The sequence below is a fragment of the Streptomyces hygroscopicus subsp. hygroscopicus genome (assembly GCF_001553455.1).
Classification (GTDB): Bacteria; Actinomycetota; Actinomycetes; order Streptomycetales; family Streptomycetaceae; genus Streptomyces; species Streptomyces hygroscopicus.
Map to the genome: position 1 here is coordinate 1 of NZ_BBOX01000025.1, position 22,722 is coordinate 22,722.

Sequence of the window (22,722 nt, forward strand, 5' to 3'; positions counted from 1 at the left end):
TTCGGCGGCGCGGCGGGTGGCGGTTTCGTTCCCGGCCGCCGCGAAGACCTCGGCGAACCGGGTCCGTACGGCCCGGACGGCGATGAGGTCGCGCTCCCCGAGCGCGCCGATGTCGCTGATGGCGTTGCGCTCGACGAACCGGCGCAGTGCGGTGACATCGGTGAGTCCGTCCCGGTCCGCGCCCTCGGGCGCGGTGTTCACCAGATCGACGACCGCGTCGAGCGCGCACCGGGTGTCGTGGTTGATCAGCACGATTGGCTCCCTGGCCGGCTGGGTCGGCGGCTGCCCCTGGGCTGCCCTCGATCTGCCCGACTCTAGTCCCGCCGGGCCCCGGGCGTTCACCCGGCGGCTTCCGGGTCCTCACGCGCCGGTGCCGTCGCCGCGGATCGCGCCGCGGCGACGGCACCGTCGCCTGCCTCTGCCGTTGTCGGGATTGCCGTTGTCGGGATGGTCAGTACCGGTGTGTCGCGCCCCGGCTCGCGCCGTCTCCCCGAGTCGGACGGCCGAGCGCTCAGCTCTCGCCGGGTCTCAGCTCTCCGCCAGGATGTGGGAGAGCTCTGTGTCGAGGTCGAAGTGGCGGTGTTCGGTGCCGGGTGGCACCGCGGCGTCGGTTCGCTTCAGGAACGACTCCAGGGCCCGCGCCGGGGCTTCGAGCAGTGCCTCCCCCTCCGGAGAGCTCAGGGCGATGCAGACGACGCCCTGGCCGTGGCTGCGGGACGGCCACACCCGGACGTCGCCGGTGCCGGTGGGCCGGTGCAGACCCTCGGCGAGAAGATCGCGGGCGAACACCCATTCGACCGTCTCTTCGGCTCCGGTGTGGAAGGTGGCGTGCACGGCGTAAGGGTCGGCCGTGTCATACCGCAGGCCCGCGGGTACAGGCAGTGAGGATTCGCTCGACACAACGAGGCGCAGGTGCAGCTCGCAGCTGACCGTGGTGTTCATAAGCGCCAGGGCCTTTCGCTCAGTGTGCGCTCGGGGATTCGCACGTCGGCGAAATCGACATGCCACCTACGGTGCCGTTGTAAACCCCTCTGACCGTTTTGCGGCACTTCTGGTAGCTCATGCGGCCCAGCTCCGGGACGGCCCTTACCGCCATTCCGGTGACTTCGAACGATCGGGTAAGTTGGGTCACATGAATGCGGAGAGTGACCAGCGGCAGGGGGGCTCCGAACCGGCGCCCCGGGCCGCCGCGGGGGCCGACGCGCAGGCGAAGGAGCCCGTGCTGGGCTCCCGGGCGCCGCACTTCATCAAGCGGTCGCGCACGCTCCACCTGAGCTGGCAGGTCGGCGTGTTCGTCGTCGGCCTCGCCGTCGTGGTCGTGGGCATCATCATGCTGCCCCTGCCCGGCCCGGGGTGGCTGGTGATCTTCGCCGGCATGGCGATCTGGGCGACCGAGTTCGTCTGGGCCCAGCTGGTGCTGGCCTGGACCAAGCGCAAGGTCACCGAGGCGGCGCACCGTGCCCTGGACCCGAAGGTGCGCCGGCGCAATCTCATCCTGACCACGATCGCGGTGGTCGTCTGCGCGGCGGCGGTGTCGGTCTACGTGTGGAAGTTCGGCGTCGTGATGCCGTGGAAGATCGAACAGTGACCTGCCGGGGGGCGCCGGACTGGTCATGAGCACGGTCCGGCATGCGCTAATGTTGGCCGTGCGCCAGGGCGATTAGCTCAGTGGGAGAGCGCTTCGTTCACACCGAAGAGGTCACTGGTTCGAACCCAGTATCGCCCACCCTGGACCGAGGGCCCGGAAGGCATCAGCCTTCCGGGCCCTCGGTGTTTCCCTCCCACCTCCTCGGCGTTGCGGCCCGGCGACCACCGGTGCCGCGGCACCCATGGCCGGACCGCTGTCACCCTCGGGCCGCGCGGCAGTGGGTCCGGTCCGGCCGTCACCCGGGTACCGGGTGCCGTACGGGGCGGTGTGAGGGCGGTCTCGAGGCTCAGGCCGGGGGCGCGGCGGTGTGGTCCGCCATGTCGATCGTGCGGTCGGCCGCCTCGACGGACACCGGATCGTGGGTGGGGCGACGTGGTGACGCGGCCGTGCCGGTGTGTGGTGCGTGCGAGGAGCCCGGGTCGGGTCGTCGGCGCGGGTTCGGTCGACGGCGGCTGTCGGTTCGCCGACGAGAAGGAGCTGGCCTGGGTGCGGGAGGAGGGTGCGGGCCAGGGCGGCGCGTCGGCGTTCGCCGCCGGAGAGCTGGCCGGGGCGGCGGCGGAGTCGGTGCGCGAGGCCGACCTCGGCGAGCGGGTCGCGGTTTGCGGCAGGCGCGCCGTCCTGAGCGGGGCGTCGCCCGGTCGACGGCGGTGAGGCGGACGCGGTCGTGGAACCAGGAGGTGCGGTGGCCTGATGGCGGGTCAGGCGGGTGGCCTGATGGGCGAGTTCGCGCCGCCGTGTCGCCGCCTGGTACGGCCTGATCGGCGATTTCGCCCCTGCACTGTTACTGCCTGGTACGGCCTGATCGGCGACTTCGCCCCCGCCGCGCCACCGCCTGGTACGGCCTGATCGGCGACTTCGCCCCTGCAGTGTTACTGCCTGGTACGGCCTGATCGGCGACTTCGCCCCCGCCGCGCCACCGCCCGGTACGGCCGGGCCGCGGTCCGGCACCTCTCGCTCGTCGGCGACACGCTGCCGGAGCGGCCCTGGCAGCGGTCGTCGCCGTGCGGCCACACTGAGGGCATGGACTGGTGCCACTACCGTTTCCGCAGCCGATGGGACCTCGACGCCCCTCCCGCCGCCGTCTTCGCGGCGCTGGCGAACGGCGACGACTATCCGCGGTGGTGGCCCCAGGTCCGTGAGGTCCGGCGGATCGACGAGCACAGCGGCACCGCCCGCTTCCGCTCCCTCGTCCCGTACGACCTGTGGGTGATCGTCAGCGAGGCGCGTCAGGACCCGGCGGAGGGCGTGCTGGAGATCAGCCTCTCCGGCGATCTGGAGGGCTGGGCGCGCTGGACGGTCACCGCCCGTGGCACCGGCACGCGCGCCCGCTTCGACCAGGAGGTGGTGGCCCGCAAGCCCCTGCTGCGCCGTCTCGCCTTCCCCGGCCGACCCGTCTTCCGGGTCAATCACGCCCTGATGATGCGCTCCGGGCGGCGGGGGCTGCGGTCGCACCTCGCCGCGCGGCCTGCCGGCGCGCCGGGGGTGGCCTCCGGGTCATCCGGGTCCCGCGGCGGGAACGCGGTTTGAACCAAACCCGCCGCGACCTGTATTGTTCAGGTCGTTCCACCGGGGGGAGCCCCGATGAGAACGACCCGGGCGATTAGCTCAGTGGGAGAGCGCTTCGTTCACACCGAAGAGGTCACTGGTTCGAACCCAGTATCGCCCACCACTCCATGAGGCCGGGCCGCCAGCAGGCGGCCCGGCCTCATGGCTGTGCGCTTGCGCGGCCCGGAGCTGGGTATCCGGATAAAACTTCCGTGAGTGACGAAATGGAGGGGAACTCATGGCCGTAGCGAGCGCAGCCGTCCTGTCCCTGGACTGTGCCGAACCCGAGGCACTCGCCGAGTTCTACGCCCAGGTGCTCGGCGGGGACATCCAGCCGGTGACCACTCCCGACCGGATCGAGATCGTCGCACCCGGCGGGTCGCGGATGGCGTTCCTCAGGGACCACGGCTTCGCCCCGCCCAGCTGGCCGCGCCCGGACGACTCCCAGCAGGCCCATCTGGACCTGCTGGTGGAGGACATCGACGCCGCGGAGCGCCAGGTCGTCGACATGGGCGCCCGGCCGCTGGACACCAAGCACAACGGCGGCCCCCGCGACGTGCGGATCTACTCCGACCCGGCGGGCCACCCCTTCTCGCTCCGCAAGGTCTGAGCGTCAGGCGGCGGCCGGCAGGTCGGGCCGCAGCGGCCAGGCCGGATCGCAGACCTCGTCCGAGCCGTTGAGCGCGAACCACGCCTGGAGCCCCCGGGCCTGCGCCGCATACCAGACCGTCTGGCGGGCGTGCAGTTCGGCGGGGGTCAGGGGCTCCAGGCGCGAGGCGAACCGGCGGCCCACCGCCCGTACGACGTTCAGCGCGGCTGTGGCGTCCGCCGCCGCGTCATGCGCGCCCGTCAGATCCACCCCGTAGTGCGCACACAGGTCGATCAGGGTGCGGCGGCCCTTGCGGTAGCGGTCCAGATGCTTGTCCAGCACCCGCGGATCGAGCACGCTCAGCGACCGCAGCGAGAGATAGCCCGCCAGGCTGGAGTTGCGGTGCCGCTTCAACTCCCGGTCCAGCAGCGTGAGATCGAACGGGGCGTTCATCACCACCAGCGGGGTGCCCCGCGCGGTCTGCTCCGCTATCGCCCGTGCCACCTCGTCCATCACCGGCGCCGGCCATCTGCCGTGCTGCTGCAGATGAGCGTCGGTCAGCCCGTGTATCCCGGTGGCGGCGGGAGGCACCGGCACCCCCGGACTCACCAGCCAGCGCCGGACCTCCGGCACACTTCCGGCCCCGCGCTGCACCACCAGGGCCGCCGACACGATCCGGTCATGCTCGACATCGACACCCGTGGTCTCCGTGTCAAACGCGGCGAGCGGCCCCTCGAACCACGACGGCATGGCCTCAACTCCTCGTGCGCTTCCCGTCGATGACATCTGCACCCCGCCCCGACCAGGTGATACCCGAAGCACAGACCCCGAACCGCCGCTGTTTTCCGAGGTCCTGACGCGAAGACAGCACAGGTGTACCTCAGCCGGCGATGGCCGGAAGGCGTCACGGACATGGCGCTCGCGCACCCCGGCCCGGTTCCGAGGGCGAGCGGTCTTGCTCCTGGCGGACCACCCCGGGCATGGCCAGATCGCCACCATGGCCCGCACCACCGCGCGACGGGAGGCATGGAGGCGCACGACGCGGCCGTCGCGACGGGGGTGTGCCGGGAGCCGGCCGAGGCGGTGATCGCGCCGGTCCACGGCACGGAGCCGCTCCAAGGCACGGAGCCGCTCCAGGGCACGGAGCCGGTCCACGGCACGGAGCTGGTCCAGGGCACGCAAGGGGCCCGGGGGCGCTGGAGTGGGCACCGGCCGCCGGTGCGCCGCCGGGGTTCGCCGCCCGGCCCGACCGGTGGGGCTCTCGCCCGGCGGCCTCCCGGGGCTGCGGGCAGCGGGCGCCCGCTGCGTCCGGCACGAGCCGTCCGTCCCCGCATACGGATCACCGGCGCGGGGGTCCGGCTGCGCCGCACCGGTCCCGGCGGACCGGGGACGCTGCGGCCGCGGGGGTCTCCGGGACGGATGTCGCGGATGTCGCACAGGTGTGGATCACCCTGGACGGGGACGGCTGCCGGATCGTCGGCCATGCCCGTCCGGTCGGGCTGCCGATCCGGGCGCGGGGACGGCTGGGCAGCCGCGGCGGCTTCCGGCGGCTCGGCCGGGTGACCGGCGTCACCCCGGTCCGGGGGGACCGGGCCGGGCGGGACCGGCCGGTCACAGGGCTCCAGGAGAGCCTGGACTTCTTCGAGGGGCGTTGCGGCGGCGCCCTGATCGAGGAGGCGCGCGGCGGCGGCCCCGGACCGTGCCCGGTGGCCCCGGACCGTGCCCTGTGGCCGCGAGCGGCGGTCATAACCTTTTCGCGGTCCCGCCCGTCGGCTCGGTACCATTCACGCTGCGCGGCATTCGCCGCGGTGAGCCATCCATCAGTCAGGAGAGACCGGTGTCAGACGTCCGTGTGATCATCCAACGCGATTCCGAGCGGGAAGAACGCGTGGTGGCCACGGGCACTACGGCGGCGGACCTCTTCGCCGGCGACCGCTCCGTCGTCGCCGTGCGGGTGGGCGGGCAGCTCAAGGACCTGGCGTACCAGCCGGCCGAGGGCGACGAGATCGAGCCGGTGGAGATCACCAGCCAGGACGGTCTGGACATCCTGCGCCACTCCACCGCGCATGTCATGGCCCAGGCCGTGCAGGAGCTGTTCCCGGAGGCGAAGCTCGGCATCGGCCCGCCGATCAAGGACGGCTTCTACTACGACTTCGACGTCGAGACCCCGTTCCACCCGGACGACCTCAAGCGCATCGAGAAGAAGATGCAGGAGATCGTCAAGAGGGGCCAGAAGTTCTCGCGCCGCGCGGTCACCGACGACGCCGCGCGCGAGGAGCTGTCCGCCGAGCCGTACAAGCTGGAGCTGATCGGGCTCAAGGGGTCGGCCGCGGACGCCGCCGAGGGCGCGTCGGCCGAGGTCGGCGCGGGCGAGCTGACCATCTACGACAACCTCGACGCCAAGACCGGCGAGCTGTGCTGGAAGGACCTGTGCCGCGGTCCGCACCTGCCGACCACGCGGAACATCCCGGCCTTCAAGCTGATGCGCAGCGCCGCCGCGTACTGGCGGGGCAGCGAGAAGAACCCCCAGCTCCAGCGGATCTACGGCACCGCCTGGCCGACCAAGGACGAGCTGAAGGCGTACCTGGACTTCCTCGCCGAGGCCGAGAAGCGCGACCACCGCAAGCTGGGCGCGGAGCTGGACCTGTTCTCCTTCCCCGACGAGCTGGGCTCGGGCCTCGCGGTCTTCCACCCCAAGGGCGGCGTGATCCGCAAGGAGATGGAGCAGTACTCGCGGAAGCGGCACGAGGAGGCGGGGTACGAGTTCGTCAACACCCCGCACATCACCAAGGCGCGCCTCTTCGAGACCTCCGGCCATCTGCCGCACTACATGGACAGCATGTTCCCGCCCATGGAGTTCGAGGGCCAGGACTACTACCTCAAGTCCATGAACTGCCCGATGCACAACCTGGTCTTCCGGGCGCGCGGGCGGTCGTATCGCGAGCTGCCGCTGCGGCTGTTCGAGTTCGGCACGGTCTACCGGTACGAGAAGTCCGGTGTCGTGCACGGGCTGACCCGCGCCCGGGGCTTCACCCAGGACGACTCGCACATCTACTGCACCAAGGAGCAGATGGCCGATGAGCTCGACAATCTGCTCACCTTCGTGCTGGACCTGCTCCGCGACTACGGCCTGAGCGACTTCTACCTGGAGCTGTCCACCCGGGACGACTCCGACAAGTTCATGGGCAGCGACGAGCAGTGGGAAGAGGCCACCGACGAGCTGCGCAAGGCCGCCGAGAAGCAGGGCCTGGAGCTGGTCATGGACCCGGGCGGCGCGGCCTTCTACGGGCCCAAGATCTCGGTCCAGGCGCGGGACGCGATCGGCCGTACCTGGCAGATGTCGACCATCCAGGTCGACTTCAACCAGCCGGCCCGGTTCGAGCTGGAGTACACCGCGGCGGACGGCTCCCGGCAGCAGCCCGTCATGATCCACCGGGCGCTGTTCGGCTCGATCGAGCGCTTCTTCGCGGTGCTGCTGGAGCACTACGCGGGCGCCTTCCCGGCGTGGCTGGCCCCGGTCCAGGCGGTCGGCATCCCGATCGGCGACGGCCATGTGCCGTATCTGGAGGACTTCGCCCGGCAGGCGAAGGCGAAGGGCCTGCGGATGGAGGTGGACTCCTCCTCCGACCGGATGCAGAAGAAGATCCGCAACGCCCAGAAGTCCAAAGTGCCGTTCATGATCATCGCTGGTGACGAGGACATCGCCAGCGGCGCGGTGAGCTTCCGCTACCGCGACGGCTCGCAGAAGAACGGCATCCCGATCGACCAGGCGCTGGCCGAGATCGTCGACGCCGTGGAGCGCCGGATCCAGGTCTGATCCGCCGCGGTCTCCACGGAGGCCGGGATTCCGAGGGGCGGCCCGGTAGGGGCCGCCCCTCGGCGCTTCCCCACCTCCGCTGGGCGAATATGCTGGCCCGCATGACGAGTGAGCCGGAACAGCAGATCGGAGTGGGGACGCCTGACGCGTTCCAGCGCCTGTGGACGCCCCACCGGATGGCCTACATCCAGGGGGAGAACAAGCCGACCGGCCCGGGGGCGGGCGACGGCTGTCCGTTCTGCTCCATTCCGGAGAAGTCCGACGAGGACGGCTTGATCATCACCCGAGGCCGCACCGTGTACGCCGTGCTCAATCTGTACCCGTACACCGGTGGCCACCTCATGGTCGTCCCGTTCCGGCATATCGCCGACTACACCGATCTCACCGCGGAGGAGACGGTTGAGCTGGCCGAGTTCACCAAGGCGGCCATGACCGCGCTGCGTACCGCCTCGGGTGCGCACGGTTTCAACATCGGGATGAACCAGGGGACGGTGGCCGGCGCCGGGATCGCGGCGCATCTGCACCAGCATGTGGTGCCGCGCTGGGGTGGGGACACCAACTTCATGCCCGTCATCGGCAGCACCAAGGTGCTGCCGCAACTCCTCGCGGACACCCGCCGGTTGCTCCTCGACGCCTGGCCGAAGGCGAACGCGTAGGTCATGGGTACGGGTCCGGGCCCGTACCCGTACCACCTGGCAGGCTGAACGAGAGGGGCCCCGGCCGCTGGAAACCGCCCGACGGCCGGGGCCCCTCCCGTGTGGCGCTGCTTACGCGTCGTACAGATCGGCCTTCTTCGGGGCCGCGTCCTGGATCTGGCCGCTGAGCGCCATCGAACGGCTGCCGAAGCGCTCGGTGTCCACGCCGTGGTGCTTGAGCACCCCGATGGCCGCCTCATGGACCACCCGCAGCACCGGCGTGGCGGCGCGCAGGGCGTCGTCCGCCATGAACCGGTGCCGCCAGGGCTTGTCGGCCCAGGCGTGGCGCAGACCGAACGGCTCGGGCAGGACCAGCTTGCCGCCCAGGTAGTCCAGGATCGGCGGGTACCAGGTGAAGGGGGCGCGTGCGGCCAGCCGCACGACCTCCTTGGCGTTCACCAGCGGCAGCGGGATGGACTTGGTCTCCCAGAACCGGAACGTCTTGGAGACCGTCTTGCTGGGCGCCGAGGGCTTGCTGGTGAACAGCGGATGCACCGGCCCCAGGGCGTGCCCGGTGACCTCGATCCGCAGCGTCTTGTGCAGCAGGGTCACCGTGATCATCAGGGTGATCACCAGCTGACCGTCCCAGAGCACGAACTGCACACCCAGATAGTGCCGGTCACCGGCGCCGAACTGCTGTGTGTCACAGATCCGCTGCAGATCCACGCCCTTTATCTGGAAGCCCTCCTCCTCGGAGGTGCCGCCGCGCTCGACCGACTTGGCCCCCTCGCCGATCGGCGAGACCACCCAGTGGCGCACGGAGGGCGTGGGGAAGCCGCCGGTGTGCAGCGGGGTGCGCTCCAGCATGCGCAGCTGGTCGTGGATCGCCCGTATGACGTCCCAGCTGCGGAAGGGGTCGATCTCCTTGTCGGGATCGGCCGAGACCAGATCCTCGGCCAGCTGCCAGCTGCCCCAGCGGGTGCCCATGCCCAATATGCCCTTGGGACCGGCGTAGAAGACCACATTGCTGTGCTGCTCGGCGGTGAGCTTGTGGAGCGCCTTGCGCAGCACCTCGGCGGAGGTCTGGCCCGGGTGGTTGGGCACCGTCTCGGGCACCTTGGCCCCTATGCCGCCCCCCGAGAGCAGCCCGCCCCAGGCGTCCCGGAGCTCCTTGGCGGTGCGCTCGCAGATCTGCTTGGCGATGTACCAGCCGATCACCGGGGCGACCACGACGCCCCGCAGATAGATCCCCCAGAAGCCGCTGAAGGGCAGCTTGATCAGGAAGATGAGCACCATCACGCCGAGCGCCACCAGCAGCGCCGTGCCGAGCGCGCCCATCCGCTTGTCCTGGGCCCCGGCGATCGAGCGGCGCAGCTGGAAGACGCCGAGCCACAGCAGCGTCCCGGGCAGGAACAGCAGCCCGAAGATCACCATGACGGCGGTGAGCCGGGCGTCCCGGGTCTTGCGGATGCGGTTGGCGGCCAGACAGTGCTCGACGACCGTCTGCGGCTCCATGCCGAAGGACTGGATCACCTGGCCCCGGCCGCCGCCGAGCATTCTGGTCTGGACGGCGCGTGCGAACGCCTCGCCCAGATTCGGCTCGAAGAGCGACATCCTCGGGGCCTTGACCTCCGAGACCGTCCACTCCGAATTCGCGTCGAGCAGCTTTGCCACGGGGTCGTCGCGGTAGGCGGCCGAGGCGAGTGCCTGCGTCGCCGCCGTCTGTCCCGCCGCCCCTGAGAGGGGAACCTGCGCCCCGGGACTGAAGTCGAATCCGTCCGTCACCAACGCCCCCAATACGGCACGCTCTTGCGCTGCGACCTCAGCGTATCGGGGGTATGCACCGCCTGTCGCCAGGGCGTGTGCGGCCTGTGGAAAACCCTCGTGGAGAAGTCCGCCCGCGGACGGCCGGCGGCGAAGGCCCGTCCGCCCCGCTGCGGCCGGGGCGGACGACGCCATGGACGACGCCTCGGGCGGGCGTGGACGGCGCCTCGGGCGGGCCGTGAACTACGCCTCGGCGGTGACGCGTTCGCGCATCCGCTCCGCCAACTGCTGGGGCATCGGCTCATGCCGGGCGTAGGAACGGCTGAACCGTCCGGTGCCATGTGACAGCGATCGCAGATCGATCGCGTACCGACTGATCTCGATCTCCGGCACATCCGCCTTGATCAAGGTCTGTCCGCCGCCCGACTGTTCGGTGCCGATGACCCGGCCGCGCCGGCCGGACAGATCGCTCATCACGGCGCCGACATAGTCGTCCGAGACCAGCACGCTCAGCTCCACCACCGGTTCCAGCAGGTCGATCCGGGCGTCGGCGGCCGCCTCGCGCAGCGCGAGCGCTCCCGCGGTCTGGAAGGCGGCGTCGGAGGAGTCCACCGAATGCGCCTTGCCGTCCAGCAGCGTGACCCGCACGTCGACCAGGGGATAGCCGGCCGCGACACCGCGCGCCGCCTGGCCGCGCACGCCCTTCTCGACGGACGGGATGAACTGCCGGGGCACCGCGCCGCCGACGACCTTGTCCACGAACTCGATGCCCGAGCCCTCCGGCAGCGGCTCGACCTCGATCTCGCAGATGGCGTACTGGCCGTGCCCTCCGGACTGCTTGACATGGCGGCCGCGCCCGGCGGACCTCCCGGCGAAGGTCTCCCGCAGCGAGACCTTGTACGGCACCGCGTCCACCTGGACGCCGTACCGGCTGCGCAGCCGCTCCAGCGCGACGTCCACATGCGCCTCGCCCAGACACCACAGCACCACCTGGTGGGTGTCCGGGTTCTGCTCCAGGCGCATCGTGGGGTCCTCGGCGACCAGCCGGGACAGGCCCAGCGACAGCTTGTCCTCATCCGGTTTGCTGTGCGCCTGGATGGCCACGGGCAGCAGCGGATCGGGCATCTGCCAGGGCTCCATGAGCAGCGGCAGGTCCTTGGCCGAGAGCGTGTCCCCGGTCTCGGCGCGGGTCAGCTTGGCCACGCACGCCAGATCGCCCGCGATGGCCTGGGCGAGGGTGCGCTGCTGTTTGCCGAAGGGGGCGGACAGGGCGCCGACCCGCTCGTCCACGTCGTGGTCCTCGTGGCCGCGGTCCTCCAGACCGTGTCCGGAGACATGGACGGTTTCGTCGGGGCGCAGCGTGCCGGAGAAGACCCGCACCAAGGAGATCCGTCCGACATACGGGTCGGAGGAGGTCTTGACGACCTCGGCGGCCAGCGGGCCGTCCGGATCGCAGACCAGCGGGGGGCGTGAGGCGCCCTGCGGGGTGGTGACGGCGGGCGCCTCGCGCTCCAGCGGGGTGGGGAAGCCACCGGTTATCAGATCGAGCAGTTCAATGGTGCCCAGGCCCTGCCTGGATCCCTCCGCGGCGGGCGCCGCCGCCAGGACGGGGTGGAAGCTGCCGCGGGCGACGGCCTTCTCCAGGTCCTCGATCAGCGTCTTGACGTCGATCTCCGCACCGCCGAGGTAGCGGTCCATGAGGGTCTCGTCCTCGCTCTCGGCGATGATCCCCTCGATGAGCCGGCCGCGGGCCTCCTCGATCAGCGGCAGCTGGTGCTCCCCGGGCGGCGATTCGGCGCGCACCCCCGAGGAGTAGTCGAAGACCCGCTGGGTGAGCAGCCCGATGAGCCCGGTCACCGGGGCGTGCCCGTCCGGCCCCGGTTCGCCCCGCAGCGGCAGGTACAGCGGCAGCACGGCGTCGGGGTCGTCGCCGCCGAAGCCCTCCCGGCACAGCTCGGTCATCTCCTCGAAGCTGGCGCGGGCCGCCTCCAGGTGCGTGATCACGATGGCCCGCGGCATGCCGACCGCGGCGCACTCGTCCCAGACCATGCGGGTGGCCCCGGTGATGCCCAGGGCGTCCTGGGCGGCCGAGACGACGAAAAGGGCCGCGTCCGCCGCTCGCAGACCGGCCCTGAGTTCCCCGACGAAATCGGCATAGCCTGGGGTGTCCAGGAGATTGATCTTGATCCCGCCCCATTCGACGGGGACCAGGGACAGCTGGATCGACCGCTGCTGCCGGTGCTCGATCTCGTCGTAGTCCGAGAGGCAGCCGCCGTCCTCGACCCTGCCCGCCCGGTTCACCGCGCCCGTCGCCAGGGCGAGGGCCTCCACCAGCGTCGTCTTACCGGTCCCGCTGTGGCCGACCAGAACCACATTCCGCAGGGAGCTGGGCCGGTCGGCCGCCACTGCCCTTCCGGCGGCCCCTGGGTGTGTACTCGTCTTGTCGCCCATGTGTCTCGCCTCCCGGTCGACACCTCGCGATACTTCGAGCTTTCCACCGCCGTCAGGGTGCGTCCATACGTCGCACGTCCGGCCCTGGTGCGCCCGGGGCCGGGGAGCTGTCCGACAGGTGCGCGGAGGCTCTGCGGGGCGTGGCTACGATGGGCCCGCCGGTGGCCTTCTGACCATCCGGCCCGTATCGACCCCCCGGGAAGGCCATGCTGAACAAGTACGCGCGTGCATTCTTCACGCGTGTTCTCACACCGTTCGCCGCCCTGCTCATCCGTCTCGGGGTCAGCCCCGACGCGGTGACCCTCACCGGCACCGCCGGCGTGTGCGCGGGCGCTCTGGTCTTCTACCCCAGAGGGGAGTTCTTCTGGGGCACGGTCGTCATCACGCTGTTCGTCTTCTCCGACCTGGTCGACGGCAACATGGCGCGGCAGCTGGGGCGCTCCAGCCGCTGGGGCGCGTTCCTCGACTCCACGCTGGACCGGGTCGCGGACGGCGCGATCTTCGGCGGTCTGGCGTTGTGGTACGCGGGCCGGGGGGACGACAATGTGCTGTGTGCGGTGACGATCTTCTGCCTCGCCAGCGGCCAGGTGGTCTCATACACCAAGGCGCGCGGCGAGAGCATCGGGCTGCCGGTGAACGTCAATGGGCTGGTGGAGCGCGCCGAGCGGCTGGTGATCTCGCTGGTGGCCTGCGGCTTCTCGGGTCTGCACAAGTTCGGCGTGCCGTACATCGACATCCTGCTCCCGATCGCGCTGTGGATCGTGGCCGTCGGCAGCGCGGTGACCCTCGTCCAGCGGGTGGTGACCGTGCGCCGGGAGGCCGCCGAGGCGGACGCCGCGGAGCGGACGGTGCCCCAGGAGGGCGAGACGCGGTGAAGGACAGGCTGACCGACGCGCTGTACGGACTCGGCTGGAGCACGGTCAAGAAGCTCCCGGAACCGGTCGCCGTGGCGCTCGGCCGGCGCATCGCCGACGAGACCTGGAAGCGGCGCGGCAAGGGGGTGCTGCGCCTGGAGGCCAATCTGGCGCGCGTGGTCCCCGACGCCTCGGCGCGGCGGCTCGCCGAGCTGTCCCGCGCGGGCATGCGCTCGTACCTGCGCTACTGGATGGAGTCCTTCCGGCTGCCGGCGTGGAGCCCGGAGCGCATAGGGGGCGGCTTCGACGTGAGCGACGTGCACTATCTGGTGGACGGTCTCGCCGAGGGCCGGGGAGTGGTCCTGGCGCTGCCGCACATGGGCAACTACGACCTCGCCGGGGCCTGGGTGACCACCCATCTGAAGGTGCCCTTCACCACGGTCGCCGAGCGGCTGAAGCCGGAGTCGCTGTACGACCGGTTCGTGGCCTACCGCGAGGGGCTGGGCATGGAGGTCCTGCCGCACCAGGGCGGGAGCGCCTTCGGGACGCTGGCCCGGCGGCTGCGCTCGGGCGGTCTGGTCTGCCTGGTCGCCGACCGCGATCTGTCGGCCTCGGGCGTGGAGGTCTCGTTCTTTGGCGAGCGGGCGAAGATGCCGGCCGGACCCGCCGCGCTCGCCCTGCAGACCGGTGCCCTGCTGCTGCCGGTGACCCTCTGGTACGACGAATCACCGGTGATGCGGGGGCGGGTGCATCCGCCGGTCGAGGTGCCCGGGGACGGGAACCGCGCCGAGCGGATCGCCGTCATGACCCAGGAGGTGGCCGACGCCTTCGCCTCGGGGATCGCCGCGCACCCGGAGGACTGGCACATGCTGCAGCGGCTGTGGCTCGCGGACCTGGCGCGCGGACCCGTGACATCCGGGGACTCCGGGGACTCCGGGGGTCCCGGGGACTCCGGGGGCCCTGGACGTCCTGAACGCCCTGAACGCCCTGGACGCCCTGGAATGGAGAAGCCTTGAGGATCGGGATCGTCTGCCCGTACTCCTGGGATGTCCCCGGCGGCGTCCAGTTCCACATCCGCGATCTGGCCGCCCACCTGATCCGGCGCGGCCACCAGGTCTCCGTGCTGGCCCCGGCGGACGACGAGACGCCGCTGCCGCCGTACGTGGTCTCCGCCGGACGCGCCGTGCCGGTGCCGTACAACGGTTCGGTGGCCCGGCTGAACTTCGGCTTCCTGTCGGCCGCGCGGGTGCGCCGCTGGCTGCACGACGGCGCCTTCGACGTCATCCACATCCACGAGCCCACCTCGCCCTCGCTGGGGCTGCTGGCCTGCTGGGCGGCCCAGGGGCCGATCGTCGCGACGTTCCACACCTCCAATCCGCGCTCCCGGGCGATGATCGCGGCGTATCCGATCCTGCAGCCGGCGCTGGAGAAGATCAGCGCGCGGATCGCGGTGAGCGAGTACGCGCGGCGCACGCTGGTGGAGCACCTCGGCGGGGACGCGGTCGTCATCCCCAACGGCGTCGACGTGGGCTTCTTCGCCGACGCCGAGCCGAAGCAGGAGTGGCAGGGGGAAACGATCGGCTTCATCGGCCGGATCGACGAGCCCCGTAAGGGGCTGCCGGTGCTGATGCGCGCCCTGCCGAAGATCCTCGAGGCCCGGCCGGGGGTGCGGCTGCTGGTGGCCGGGCGCGGCGACGAGAAGGAGGCCGTGGCCGATCTGCCGGGGCCGCTGCGGGACCACGTCGAGTTCCTGGGGATGGTCAGCGACGAGGACAAGGCGCGCCTGCTGCGCAGCGTCGACGTCTACGTCGCACCCAATACGGGCGGCGAGAGCTTCGGGATCATCCTGGTCGAGGCGATGTCGGCGGGCGCCGCGGTCCTCGCCAGCGATCTGGACGCGTTCGCGCAGGTGCTGGACGGGGGAGCGGCGGGTGAACTGTTCGCCAACGAGGACGCCGACGCCCTGGCGGAGGCCGCGGTGCGGCTGCTGGGGAACCAGGAGCGGCTGGCCGAGCTGCGGGAGCGGGGCAGTCGGCACGTCCGGCGCTTCGACTGGTCGACGGTGGGGGCGGACATCCTCGCGGTCTACGAGACGGTGACGGACGGGGCGGCGTCCGTTGCCACCGACGAGCGCGCACGGCTGTGGGCGCGCCTGGGGCGTGCGCGGGACTGACGGGGCGTTGTGAGGGGGCGCCGCGTAGGGGTGACCGGACGCCGTGGAGCTTTGTGGGGGTGGGTATGGCTGCGGGTTGCGTTGCGGTTGACCGGACGTCGCGGGGTTTGCGGTGGGTCTGATCGGGCGTCGCGTCCGTGGGGTTTGCGGCGGGTCTGACCGGGTGCCGCATCTGTCGGGGTTTGCGGTGGGCCTGATCGGGCGTCGCGTCCGTGGGGGATCGGGGCGTCGCGTCCGTGGGGGATCGCGGAGGGTCTGACCGGGCGTCGCGTCTGTCGGGGGGTTTGCGGTGGGCCTGACCGGGAGCTTCGCGGTTCGCGTGGGACCGACCCGACGCTCCGGGGCGCTGCCAGAGGTTGGTCCGGGACCGGTGTGCCGGGCTCGTCCGCGACCAGTGTTCAGGGGCCGCGTCCGGGACCAGTGCTCAGGGGTTCGTCCGCGACCGGTGCGCCGGGGCTCGTCCGGAGCCGGGCCCCGGGGCTCGGACCGGGCCGGGCCACCGTGCCGTACGTGGCCGCGCGGAGTGCCCCGGCTGTGAGGGCTTCGCCCGGTCCCTCGGGCGCGGCAGGCGGTAGCGTGGCGCGCCGTGAGCACTTTGATCTGGATCGCGGTGGCCCTGGTCGTCATCGCCGTCTACCTGAGCTGGACCGCGGGACGTCTCGACCGGCTGCACAGCCGTCTGGACGCGGCGCGGGCCGCCCTCGACGCGCAGCTGCTGCGGCGTGCTTCCGTCGCGCAGGAGCTGGCCACCGCCGGAGTGCTCGACCCGGCCGCCTCGATCGTGCTCTACCAGGCCGCGCACGCCGCCCGGCAGTCCGAGGAGGAGCACCGCGAGGTCGCCGAGAGCGAGCTGAGCCAGGCGCTGCGGGCCGTCTTCGAGGACAGCGCACAGGCCGAGGCGGTACGCGAGGCACCGGGCGGTGAGGAGGCGCTGGGGGAGCTCGCGGAGGCGGTGCGGCGGGTGCCGATGGCCCGGCGGTTCCACAACGACGCGGTGCGCGCGGCGCGGGCGCTGCGCCGCCATCGCACGGTGCGCTGGTTCCGGCTGGCGGGTCACGCCCCGTTTCCGCTCGCCTTCGAGATGGACGACGAGCCCCCGGCGGCGCTGGGGAGGATGCCGGGCGCCGAGGAGCCCGAGCCGGGAGGGGACCGGCCCGCCGACTGAGGGGTCGGCGCCGGACCGGATGGCCGTGGGCCGGGGAGGCACCGGCCGCTTCGAGCCACCGGCCCTCGATTGGCCCTTGTCGAGCCGTATCCGGACGCGCTTTTGTCATTCGTGTAACACACACGCTCGCGACCTGGACCAGATGGCCGGGTCATGTACCGGTATCGAACGGCCCTACGATGGGTTCATCGCACTTTCATCATCGAGTGAGGTCAAACGTGTCCATCACGCCCGCCAGCACGTCCAACTCCGAGGCCCCCGCGACCGGCACCGCCCGCGTCAAGCGCGGCATGGCCGAGCAGCTCAAGGGTGGCGTGATCATGGACGTCGTCACCCCCGAGCAGGCCAAGGTCGCCGAGGACGCCGGTGCCGTCGCGGTCATGGCCCTCGAGCGGGTGCCGGCCGACATCCGTAAGGACGGCGGCGTGGCCCGGATGTCCGACCCGGACATGATCGAGGGCATCATCAACGCCGTCTCCATCCCGGTCATGGCCAAGTCGCGGATCGGCCACTTCGTCGAGGCGCAGGTGCTCCAGTCGCTCGGTGTCGACTACATCGACGAGTCCGAGGTCCTCACCCCGGCCGACGAGGTCAACCACAGCGACAAGTGGTCCTTCACCACCCCGTTCGTCTGCGGCGCCACCAACCTGGGCGAGGCGCTGCGCCGGATCGCCGAGGGCGCGGCGATGATCCGTTCCAAGGGCGAGGCCGGTACCGGCAACGTCGTCGAGGCGGTGCGCCACCTGCGTCAGATCAAGGGCGAGATCGCCCGGCTGCGCGGTCTGGACAACCACGAGCTCTACGCCGCCGCCAAGGAGATCCGCGCCCCGTACGAGCTGGTCGCCGAGGTCGCGCGGACCGGCAAGCTGCCGGTCGTGCTGTTCTCCGCCGGTGGTGTCGCCACCCCGGCCGACGCCGCGCTGATGCGCCAGCTCGGCGCCGAGGGCGTGTTCGTGGGCTCCGGCATCTTCAAGTCGGGCGACCCGGCCAAGCGCGCCGCCGCGATCGTGAAGGCCACCACCTTCTACGACGACCCCAAGGTCATCGCGGACGCGTCCCGGAACCTCGGCGAGGCCATGGTCGGCATCAACTGCGACACCCTCCCCGAGTCCGAGCGGTACGCCAGCCGCGGCTGGTGACCGGCGCCCGTACGGCACCACATGACACCGCGCGTCCGGGCGTCCGGCCCGGCGTGCGGTGCCCCTGACGTCCGAGAGGTCTTCGCTTCCGTGACTACGTCGTCCACGTCTTCCACCTCCACCTCCGCCTCCGCCGGCCCCGTGGTCGGTGTGCTCGCCCTCCAGGGCGATGTCCGCGAGCATCTCGCCGCGCTCACCGCGGCCGGGGCCACGCCCCGGCAGGTCCGCCGTCCCGAGGAGCTCGCCGAGGTCGCCGGCCTGGTGATCCCCGGCGGCGAGTCGACCACGATGTCCAAGCTGGCGGTCGTCTTCGGGCTGCTGGAGCCGCTGCGCGAGCGGGTCCGGGCCGGGATGCCGGTGTACGGTACGTGCGCGGGCATGATCATGCTCGCGGACAAGATCCTCGACGGCCGGGACGACCAGGAGACCATCGGCGGCATCGACATGATCGTGCGCCGTAACGCCTTCGGCCGGCAGAACGAGTCGTTCGAGGCCCAGGTCGAGATGCGGGGCGTCGAGGGCGGCCCGGTCGAGGGGGTCTTCATCCGCGCGCCGTGGGTCGAGTCCGTGGGCGGCGGTGCCGAGGTGCTCGCGACGTTCGACGGGCACACCGTCGCCGTCCGGCAGGGCCATGTCCTGGCGACCTCGTTCCACCCCGAGCTGACCGGTGACCACCGGGTGCACGCGCTCTTCGTCGACATGGTGCGGAGCGCCTAGCGGCCGGCCGCCAGGCCGTGCCGGGCGACGGCGGGGCGGGATACGCGCGCTCGGCCGAGGGTGGTGGTGGGAGACGGGTGGGCTGGTCCGCGCCGCGCGCTGAGCCGATCCCGGTAGGATCTCAGGCGTTCGTACAGCAATGGGTTACGCGAAGGAGACAGGCGGATGTCCGGCCACTCTAAATGGGCTACGACGAAGCACAAGAAGGCCGTGATCGATGCCAAGCGCGGCAAGCTCTTCGCGAAGCTGATCAAGAACATCGAGGTCGCGGCCCGGATGGGCGGTGCCGATCCGGAGGGCAACCCGACGCTCTTCGACGCCATCCAGAAGGCGAAGAAGCAGTCGGTTCCGAACAAGAACATCGACAGTGCGGTCAAGCGCGGTGCCGGTCTCGAGGCCGGTGGCGCCGATTACGAGACGATCATGTACGAGGGCTACGGCCCCAACGGCGTGGCCGTCCTCATCGAGTGCCTGACCGACAACCGCAACCGCGCCGCCTCCGACGTCCGCGTCGCGATGACGCGCAACGGCGGTTCGATGGCCGACCCGGGTTCCGTGTCGTACCTCTTCAACCGCAAGGGCGTCGTCATCGTCCCCAAGGGCGAGCTCTCCGAGGACGACGTGCTGGGCGCGGTCCTGGACGCGGGCGCCGAGGAGGTCAACGACCTCGGTGAGTCCTTCGAGGTCATCAGCGAGGCCACCGACCTGGTCGCGGTCCGTACCGCGCTCCAGGAGGCGGGCATCGACTACGACTCGGCCGAGGCCAACTTCGTTCCCACCATGCAGGTCCAGCTCGAGGAAGACGCCGCGCGCAAGATCTTCAAGCTGATCGACGCGCTCGAGGACAGCGACGACGTGCAGAACGTCTTCGCCAACTTCGACGTCTCCGACGAGGTCATGGCCAAGGTGGACGCCTGAGGCCGGATCGGCGCGGCGGTCGGCAACTCCGACGGGCCGGCGGGGCATTTCCCCACCGGCCCGTCGGCGTTGTCGGCCGATGTTGTCGGTGGCAGCCGCTAGCCTGCGGGAACAGGTGACCGAAACGCGGTGAGGGGAGGGCGCGGTGCGTGTGCTGGGCGTGGACCCGGGGCTGACCCGATGCGGCGTCGGCGTGGTCGAGGGGGTCGCGGGCCGCCCGCTGCGGATGCTCGGCGTCGGTGTCATACGGACCGGGGCCGACGTGGTGATCGGCGACCGGCTCGTTCTCATCGAGCGTGGCATCGAGGAGTGGCTGGACGCCCACCGGCCCGAATGCGTCGCCGTGGAGCGGGTGTTCAGCCAGCACAATGTGCGCACCGTCATGGGCACCGCCCAGGCCAGCGCGGTCGCGATGCTGTGCGCGGCCCGCCGCGGGCTGCCGGTCGCGCTGCACACCCCCAGCGAGGTCAAGGCGGCCGTGACCGGATCCGGTCGCGCCGACAAGGCGCAGGTCGGCTCGATGGTGACCCGGCTGCTGCGGCTGGACGCCCCGCCCAGACCGGCCGACGCCGCCGACGCCCTGGCGCTCGCCATCTGCCACATCTGGCGGGCCCCCGCGACCAACCGCCTCCAGCGGGCCGTCGCCGCCCACCGCGGCACCGGCACCGCACGTCCCCCCGGCACCGCGGGTCCCACGGGCACCGCGCGCACCCCGAAAGGCCGTATGTCATGATCGCTTTCGTCTCCGGTCCGGTGGCGGCCGTCGCCCCGGACACCGCCGTGATCGAGGTCGGCGGGGTGGGCATGGCGGTCCAGTGCACCCCGGCCACCCTGTCCGGGCTGCGCGTCGGCGAGCCGGCCCGGCTGGCCACCTCCCTCGTCGTCCGCGAGGACTCGCTGACCCTCTACGGCTTCGCCGACGACGACGAGCGCCAGGTCTTCGAGCTGCTCCAGACCGCCAGCGGGGTGGGCCCCCGGCTGGCCCAGGCCATGCTGGCCGTGCACTCCCCGGACGCGCTGCGGCTCGCGGTGTCCACCGGGGACGAGAAGGCGCTCACCGCCGTCCCCGGGATCGGCAAGAAGGGGGCGCAGCGGCTGCTGCTGGAGCTCAAGGACCGGATCGGTGAGCCGGTCGGCGCCGCCGCGGTGCCCGGCGCCCGCTCCGCCGCCGCCCCCGGCTGGAGCGACCAGCTGCACACCGCGCTGGTCGGCCTCGGCTACGCCGCCCGGGAGGCCGACGAGGCGGTCGCCGCCGTCACCCCGCAGGCCGAGGAGACGGTGGCCGCGGGCGGCACGCCCCAGGTGGCCCAGCTGCTGCGGGCCGCCCTGCAGACCCTGAACCGCACACGGTGAGCCACCGCCGTCGCGGCCTGCCGCGACCGGCGGCACCACTCCAGACGACAACGCGAGGCGAAACGCAGTGAACTGGGACGAGACCGCACCGGCCGCCGCCGACGACGCCCCGCCCGGCGCGGGCCGGCGGCTGCTGGGCGCCGACGCCGACGGCGACGACCAGGCGGTGGAGGCCGCGCTGCGCCCGAAGGACCTCGGTGAGTTCGTCGGGCAGGAGCGGGTGCGCGAGCAGCTGGACCTGGTGCTCAAGGCGGCCCGGCAGCGCGGCGGCACCGCCGACCACGTGCTCCTGTCGGGCGCGCCCGGACTGGGCAAGACCACCCTCTCCATGATCATCGCCGCCGAGATGGGCGCCCCGATCCGGATCACCTCCGGCCCCGCCATCCAGCACGCGGGCGATCTGGCCGCGATCCTCTCCTCCCTCACCGAGGGCGAGGTGCTCTTCCTGGACGAGATCCACCGGATGTCCCGGCCCGCCGAGGAGATGCTCTACATGGCGATGGAGGACTTCCGCGTCGACGTCATCGTCGGCAAGGGGCCCGGGGCCACCGCCATCCCGCTGGAGCTGCCGCCGTTCACGCTGGTCGGCGCCACCACCCGGGCCGGGCTGCTGCCACCCCCGCTGCGGGATCGCTTCGGCTTCACCGGCCATATGGAGTTCTACGCCCCGGCCGAGCTGGAGCGGGTCATCCACCGCTCCGCCGGGCTGCTCGACGTCACCATCGAGGCCGAGGGCGCGGCCGAGATCGCGGGCCGCTCCCGGGGCACCCCCCGGATCGCCAACCGGCTGCTGCGCCGGGTGCGCGACTACGCCCAGGTCAAGGCGGACGGCGTGATCACCCGCGAGATCGCCGCCAGCGCCCTCGCCGTGTACGACGTGGACGAGCGCGGCCTGGACCGGCTGGACCGGGCGGTGCTCAGCGCCCTGCTCAAGCTGTTCGGCGGCGGTCCGGTGGGCCTGTCGACCCTGGCGGTCGCGGTGGGGGAGGAGCGTGAGACGGTGGAGGAGGTCGCCGAGCCCTTCCTGGTCCGGGAGGGGCTGCTGGCCCGTACCCCGCGGGGGCGGATCGGCACCCCGGCGGCCTGGGCCCATATGGGGCTCACCCCGCCCCGGCAGGCCGCCGGCGGTGGACAGAACGGCCTGTTCGAGGCGTAGCGCGCCATAAGCGCGCGCTTACCCGGCATCATGGCGTAGAGGACCAATAATGGCGGGGTCAGGAACCCCGTTCCCGCGCCGGGCGTTGTTCCATTGGCGTGGGCTCGCTTAGACTCCGCCGATGCCGTCCGTATGCCGTCCGCTCACTGTGCGGTATACCCACCCCCGTAGACCAGGCCGCTCCCCCGCGGTCGTGTGAAGGAATTTCCGTCCCGTGAATATCGTGACTCTCCTGCCGTTCATCGTGCTTATCGGGGCCATGTTCCTGATGACGCGTTCGGCCAAGAACAAGCAGCGCCAGGCCCAGCAGATGCGGGAAGAGATGCAGCCGGGCACCGGCGTGCGGACCATCGGCGGCATGTACGCGACGGTCAAGGAGGTCCACGACGACACCGTGCTCCTCGAGGTGGCCCCCGGCGTGCACGCGATCTACGCGAAGAACGCGGTGGGAGCCGTCCTGCCGGACGCCGAGTACAACCGCATCGTGCACGGCATCGACCCCGATGAGGACGCCACCGACACCCCTGTCGTGCCCGACGACGCCTCCTCGCTGACCGAGGCCGCCGACGCCGGCGGCGACGCCCCCGCCGACAAGACCGGCGCGGCCGACGAGGCGGACGAGAAGGCGGACGTCAAGAAGATCGACCTCGGCAAGGACGACGCCCCCGCGGCGGACGCCGCCGGGGACGACAAGCGGGACGGCGGCACCGACGCGAAGTAAGTCCGTCATCCGGGAACCGCGGCGCGCCCCCGCTCGGTGCGCCGCGGTTCCCTGGACGGTCTAGGCTCCGGCGGGGG

22 protein-coding genes and 2 tRNA genes are annotated in these 22,722 nt (G+C 71.7%); 19 read left to right on the forward strand and 5 right to left on the reverse strand.

The window, feature by feature from the left end:
• A partial coding sequence (locus AXW62_RS03565; RefSeq protein WP_174556345.1) for an ABATE domain-containing protein occupies window positions 1-252 on the reverse strand: 252 nt, incomplete at its 3' end.
• Between the two features lie 276 nt (window positions 253-528).
• A complete protein-coding gene (locus tag AXW62_RS03570) occupies window positions 529-942 on the reverse strand; it encodes an SsgA family sporulation/cell division regulator (RefSeq protein WP_003959770.1) in 414 nt (137 codons plus the stop codon).
• Window positions 943-1,132: 190 nt separating this feature from the next.
• On the opposite strand from AXW62_RS03570, the gene AXW62_RS03575 reads away from it, so the two are divergent.
• The 6 genes from AXW62_RS03575 to AXW62_RS03600 all read left to right on the forward strand — a co-directional run bounded on the left by AXW62_RS03575 (window position 1,133) and on the right by AXW62_RS03600 (window position 3,803).
• On the forward strand, window positions 1,133-1,588 hold the full coding sequence (locus AXW62_RS03575) for a TIGR02611 family protein (protein WP_060943203.1): 456 nt from the start codon (window positions 1,133-1,135) through the stop codon (window positions 1,586-1,588).
• A 66-nt stretch (window positions 1,589-1,654) separates the two neighbouring features.
• A tRNA-Val gene (locus AXW62_RS03580) sits at window positions 1,655-1,726 on the forward strand.
• 321 nt (window positions 1,727-2,047) lie between these two features.
• The gene (locus AXW62_RS43730; protein ID WP_060943204.1) at window positions 2,048-2,299 is read left to right on the forward strand and encodes a hypothetical protein; all 252 of its coding nucleotides are present in this window, start codon (window positions 2,048-2,050) and stop codon (window positions 2,297-2,299) included.
• 369 nt (window positions 2,300-2,668) lie between these two features.
• Window positions 2,669-3,175 (forward strand): SRPBCC family protein, encoded by a 507-nt coding sequence (locus tag AXW62_RS03590; protein WP_060943205.1) that lies wholly within the window; start codon window positions 2,669-2,671, stop codon window positions 3,173-3,175.
• A gap of 67 nt (window positions 3,176-3,242) precedes the next feature.
• Window positions 3,243-3,317, forward strand: a tRNA-Val gene (locus AXW62_RS03595).
• 114 nt (window positions 3,318-3,431) lie between these two features.
• Window positions 3,432-3,803 carry a VOC family protein gene (locus AXW62_RS03600; RefSeq protein ID WP_060943206.1) on the forward strand — a complete coding sequence of 124 codons (372 nt, stop codon included), beginning with the start codon at window positions 3,432-3,434 and terminating at the stop codon, window positions 3,801-3,803.
• Between the two features lie 3 nt (window positions 3,804-3,806).
• On the opposite strand, the gene AXW62_RS03605 is transcribed toward AXW62_RS03600, so the two are convergent.
• Window positions 3,807-4,532 carry a 3'-5' exonuclease gene (locus AXW62_RS03605; protein WP_060943207.1) on the reverse strand — a complete coding sequence of 242 codons (726 nt, stop codon included), beginning with the start codon at window positions 4,530-4,532 and terminating at the stop codon, window positions 3,807-3,809.
• 1,087 nt (window positions 4,533-5,619) lie between these two features.
• Between AXW62_RS03605 and thrS the strand changes: the two genes are divergently transcribed.
• Both thrS and AXW62_RS03620 read left to right on the forward strand, forming a co-directional pair.
• Window positions 5,620-7,599, forward strand: coding sequence for a threonine--tRNA ligase (thrS, locus tag AXW62_RS03615; RefSeq protein ID WP_060943209.1), 1,980 nt, complete (start codon window positions 5,620-5,622; stop codon window positions 7,597-7,599).
• Between the two features lie 89 nt (window positions 7,600-7,688).
• On the forward strand, window positions 7,689-8,255 hold the full coding sequence (locus tag AXW62_RS03620) for an HIT family protein (RefSeq protein ID WP_060943210.1): 567 nt from the start codon (window positions 7,689-7,691) through the stop codon (window positions 8,253-8,255).
• Window positions 8,256-8,366: 111 nt separating this feature from the next.
• Here AXW62_RS03620 and AXW62_RS03625 read toward each other — a convergent pair whose 3' ends face one another.
• Window positions 8,367-10,019, reverse strand: coding sequence for an AbeC-like domain-containing protein (locus tag AXW62_RS03625; protein ID WP_174556346.1), 1,653 nt, complete (start codon window positions 10,017-10,019; stop codon window positions 8,367-8,369).
• 222 nt (window positions 10,020-10,241) lie between these two features.
• Window positions 10,242-12,449 (reverse strand): elongation factor G-like protein EF-G2, encoded by a 2,208-nt coding sequence (locus tag AXW62_RS03630; protein WP_060943212.1) that lies wholly within the window; start codon window positions 12,447-12,449, stop codon window positions 10,242-10,244.
• A gap of 206 nt (window positions 12,450-12,655) precedes the next feature.
• Here AXW62_RS03630 and pgsA point away from each other — a divergent pair, with 206 nt between their 5' ends.
• The 11 genes from pgsA (at window position 12,656) to yajC (ending at window position 22,645) form a co-directional block, all read left to right on the forward strand.
• Window positions 12,656-13,324, forward strand: coding sequence for a phosphatidylinositol phosphate synthase (gene pgsA / locus AXW62_RS03635; protein WP_060943213.1), 669 nt, complete (start codon window positions 12,656-12,658; stop codon window positions 13,322-13,324).
• Complete coding sequence (locus tag AXW62_RS03640; protein WP_079115459.1) at window positions 13,321-14,319, forward strand: phosphatidylinositol mannoside acyltransferase; 999 nt, start codon at window positions 13,321-13,323, stop codon at window positions 14,317-14,319. Before pgsA ends, AXW62_RS03640 begins: the two co-directional genes overlap by 4 nt.
• Window positions 14,316-15,476, forward strand: a complete 1,161-nt coding sequence (locus AXW62_RS03645) for a glycosyltransferase family 4 protein (RefSeq protein WP_060943214.1) — start codon at window positions 14,316-14,318, stop codon at window positions 15,474-15,476. Before AXW62_RS03640 ends, AXW62_RS03645 begins: the two co-directional genes overlap by 4 nt.
• 586 nt (window positions 15,477-16,062) lie before the next feature.
• Window positions 16,063-16,641, forward strand: coding sequence for a hypothetical protein (locus tag AXW62_RS03650; RefSeq protein WP_030826784.1), 579 nt, complete (start codon window positions 16,063-16,065; stop codon window positions 16,639-16,641).
• A gap of 179 nt (window positions 16,642-16,820) precedes the next feature.
• Window positions 16,821-17,780, forward strand: a complete 960-nt coding sequence (gene pdxS, locus AXW62_RS03655; protein ID WP_051885891.1) for a pyridoxal 5'-phosphate synthase lyase subunit PdxS — start codon at window positions 16,821-16,823, stop codon at window positions 17,778-17,780.
• A 90-nt stretch (window positions 17,781-17,870) separates the two neighbouring features.
• Window positions 17,871-18,497 carry a pyridoxal 5'-phosphate synthase glutaminase subunit PdxT gene (pdxT, locus tag AXW62_RS03660; RefSeq protein ID WP_060943215.1) on the forward strand — a complete coding sequence of 209 codons (627 nt, stop codon included), beginning with the start codon at window positions 17,871-17,873 and terminating at the stop codon, window positions 18,495-18,497.
• Window positions 18,498-18,662: 165 nt separating this feature from the next.
• Window positions 18,663-19,415: a YebC/PmpR family DNA-binding transcriptional regulator gene (locus AXW62_RS03665; protein ID WP_030826775.1), complete on the forward strand. Its 753-nt coding sequence runs from the start codon at window positions 18,663-18,665 to the stop codon at window positions 19,413-19,415.
• 145 nt (window positions 19,416-19,560) lie between these two features.
• A complete protein-coding gene (gene ruvC / locus AXW62_RS03670; RefSeq protein ID WP_060943216.1) occupies window positions 19,561-20,148 on the forward strand; it encodes a crossover junction endodeoxyribonuclease RuvC in 588 nt (195 codons plus the stop codon).
• Entirely contained in the window at window positions 20,145-20,768 is a 624-nt protein-coding gene (gene ruvA / locus AXW62_RS03675) for a Holliday junction branch migration protein RuvA (RefSeq protein WP_060943217.1), read from the forward strand. The genes ruvC and ruvA overlap by 4 nt, the downstream gene beginning before the upstream one ends.
• 67 nt (window positions 20,769-20,835) lie before the next feature.
• A complete protein-coding gene (ruvB, locus tag AXW62_RS03680) occupies window positions 20,836-21,924 on the forward strand; it encodes a Holliday junction branch migration DNA helicase RuvB (RefSeq protein WP_030826766.1) in 1,089 nt (362 codons plus the stop codon).
• Between the two features lie 214 nt (window positions 21,925-22,138).
• Complete coding sequence (gene yajC / locus AXW62_RS03685) at window positions 22,139-22,645, forward strand: preprotein translocase subunit YajC (RefSeq protein ID WP_030826765.1); 507 nt, start codon at window positions 22,139-22,141, stop codon at window positions 22,643-22,645.
• Window positions 22,646-22,722: the final 77 nt, after the last annotated feature.

Bases quoted from the DNA above. Each gene is read 5' to 3' on its own strand.
- AXW62_RS03570 (WP_003959770.1), bottom strand. From the start codon at position 942: ATGAACACCACGGTCAGCTGCGAGCTGCACCTGCGCCTCGTTGTGTCG.
- AXW62_RS03575 (WP_060943203.1), top strand. From the start codon at position 1,133: ATGAATGCGGAGAGTGACCAGCGGCAGGGGGGCTCCGAACCGGCGCCC.
- AXW62_RS03590 (WP_060943205.1), top strand. From the start codon at position 2,669: ATGGACTGGTGCCACTACCGTTTCCGCAGCCGATGGGACCTCGACGCC.
- AXW62_RS03600 (WP_060943206.1), top strand. From the start codon at position 3,432: ATGGCCGTAGCGAGCGCAGCCGTCCTGTCCCTGGACTGTGCCGAACCC.
- AXW62_RS03605 (WP_060943207.1), bottom strand. From the start codon at position 4,532: ATGCCGTCGTGGTTCGAGGGGCCGCTCGCCGCGTTTGACACGGAGACC.
- AXW62_RS03620 (WP_060943210.1), top strand. From the start codon at position 7,689: ATGCTGGCCCGCATGACGAGTGAGCCGGAACAGCAGATCGGAGTGGGG.
- AXW62_RS03630 (WP_060943212.1), bottom strand. From the start codon at position 12,449: ATGGGCGACAAGACGAGTACACACCCAGGGGCCGCCGGAAGGGCAGTG.
- pgsA (WP_060943213.1), top strand. From the start codon at position 12,656: ATGCTGAACAAGTACGCGCGTGCATTCTTCACGCGTGTTCTCACACCG.
- pdxS (WP_051885891.1), top strand. From the start codon at position 16,821: ATGGGTTCATCGCACTTTCATCATCGAGTGAGGTCAAACGTGTCCATC.
- AXW62_RS03665 (WP_030826775.1), top strand. From the start codon at position 18,663: ATGTCCGGCCACTCTAAATGGGCTACGACGAAGCACAAGAAGGCCGTG.
- ruvA (WP_060943217.1), top strand. From the start codon at position 20,145: ATGATCGCTTTCGTCTCCGGTCCGGTGGCGGCCGTCGCCCCGGACACC.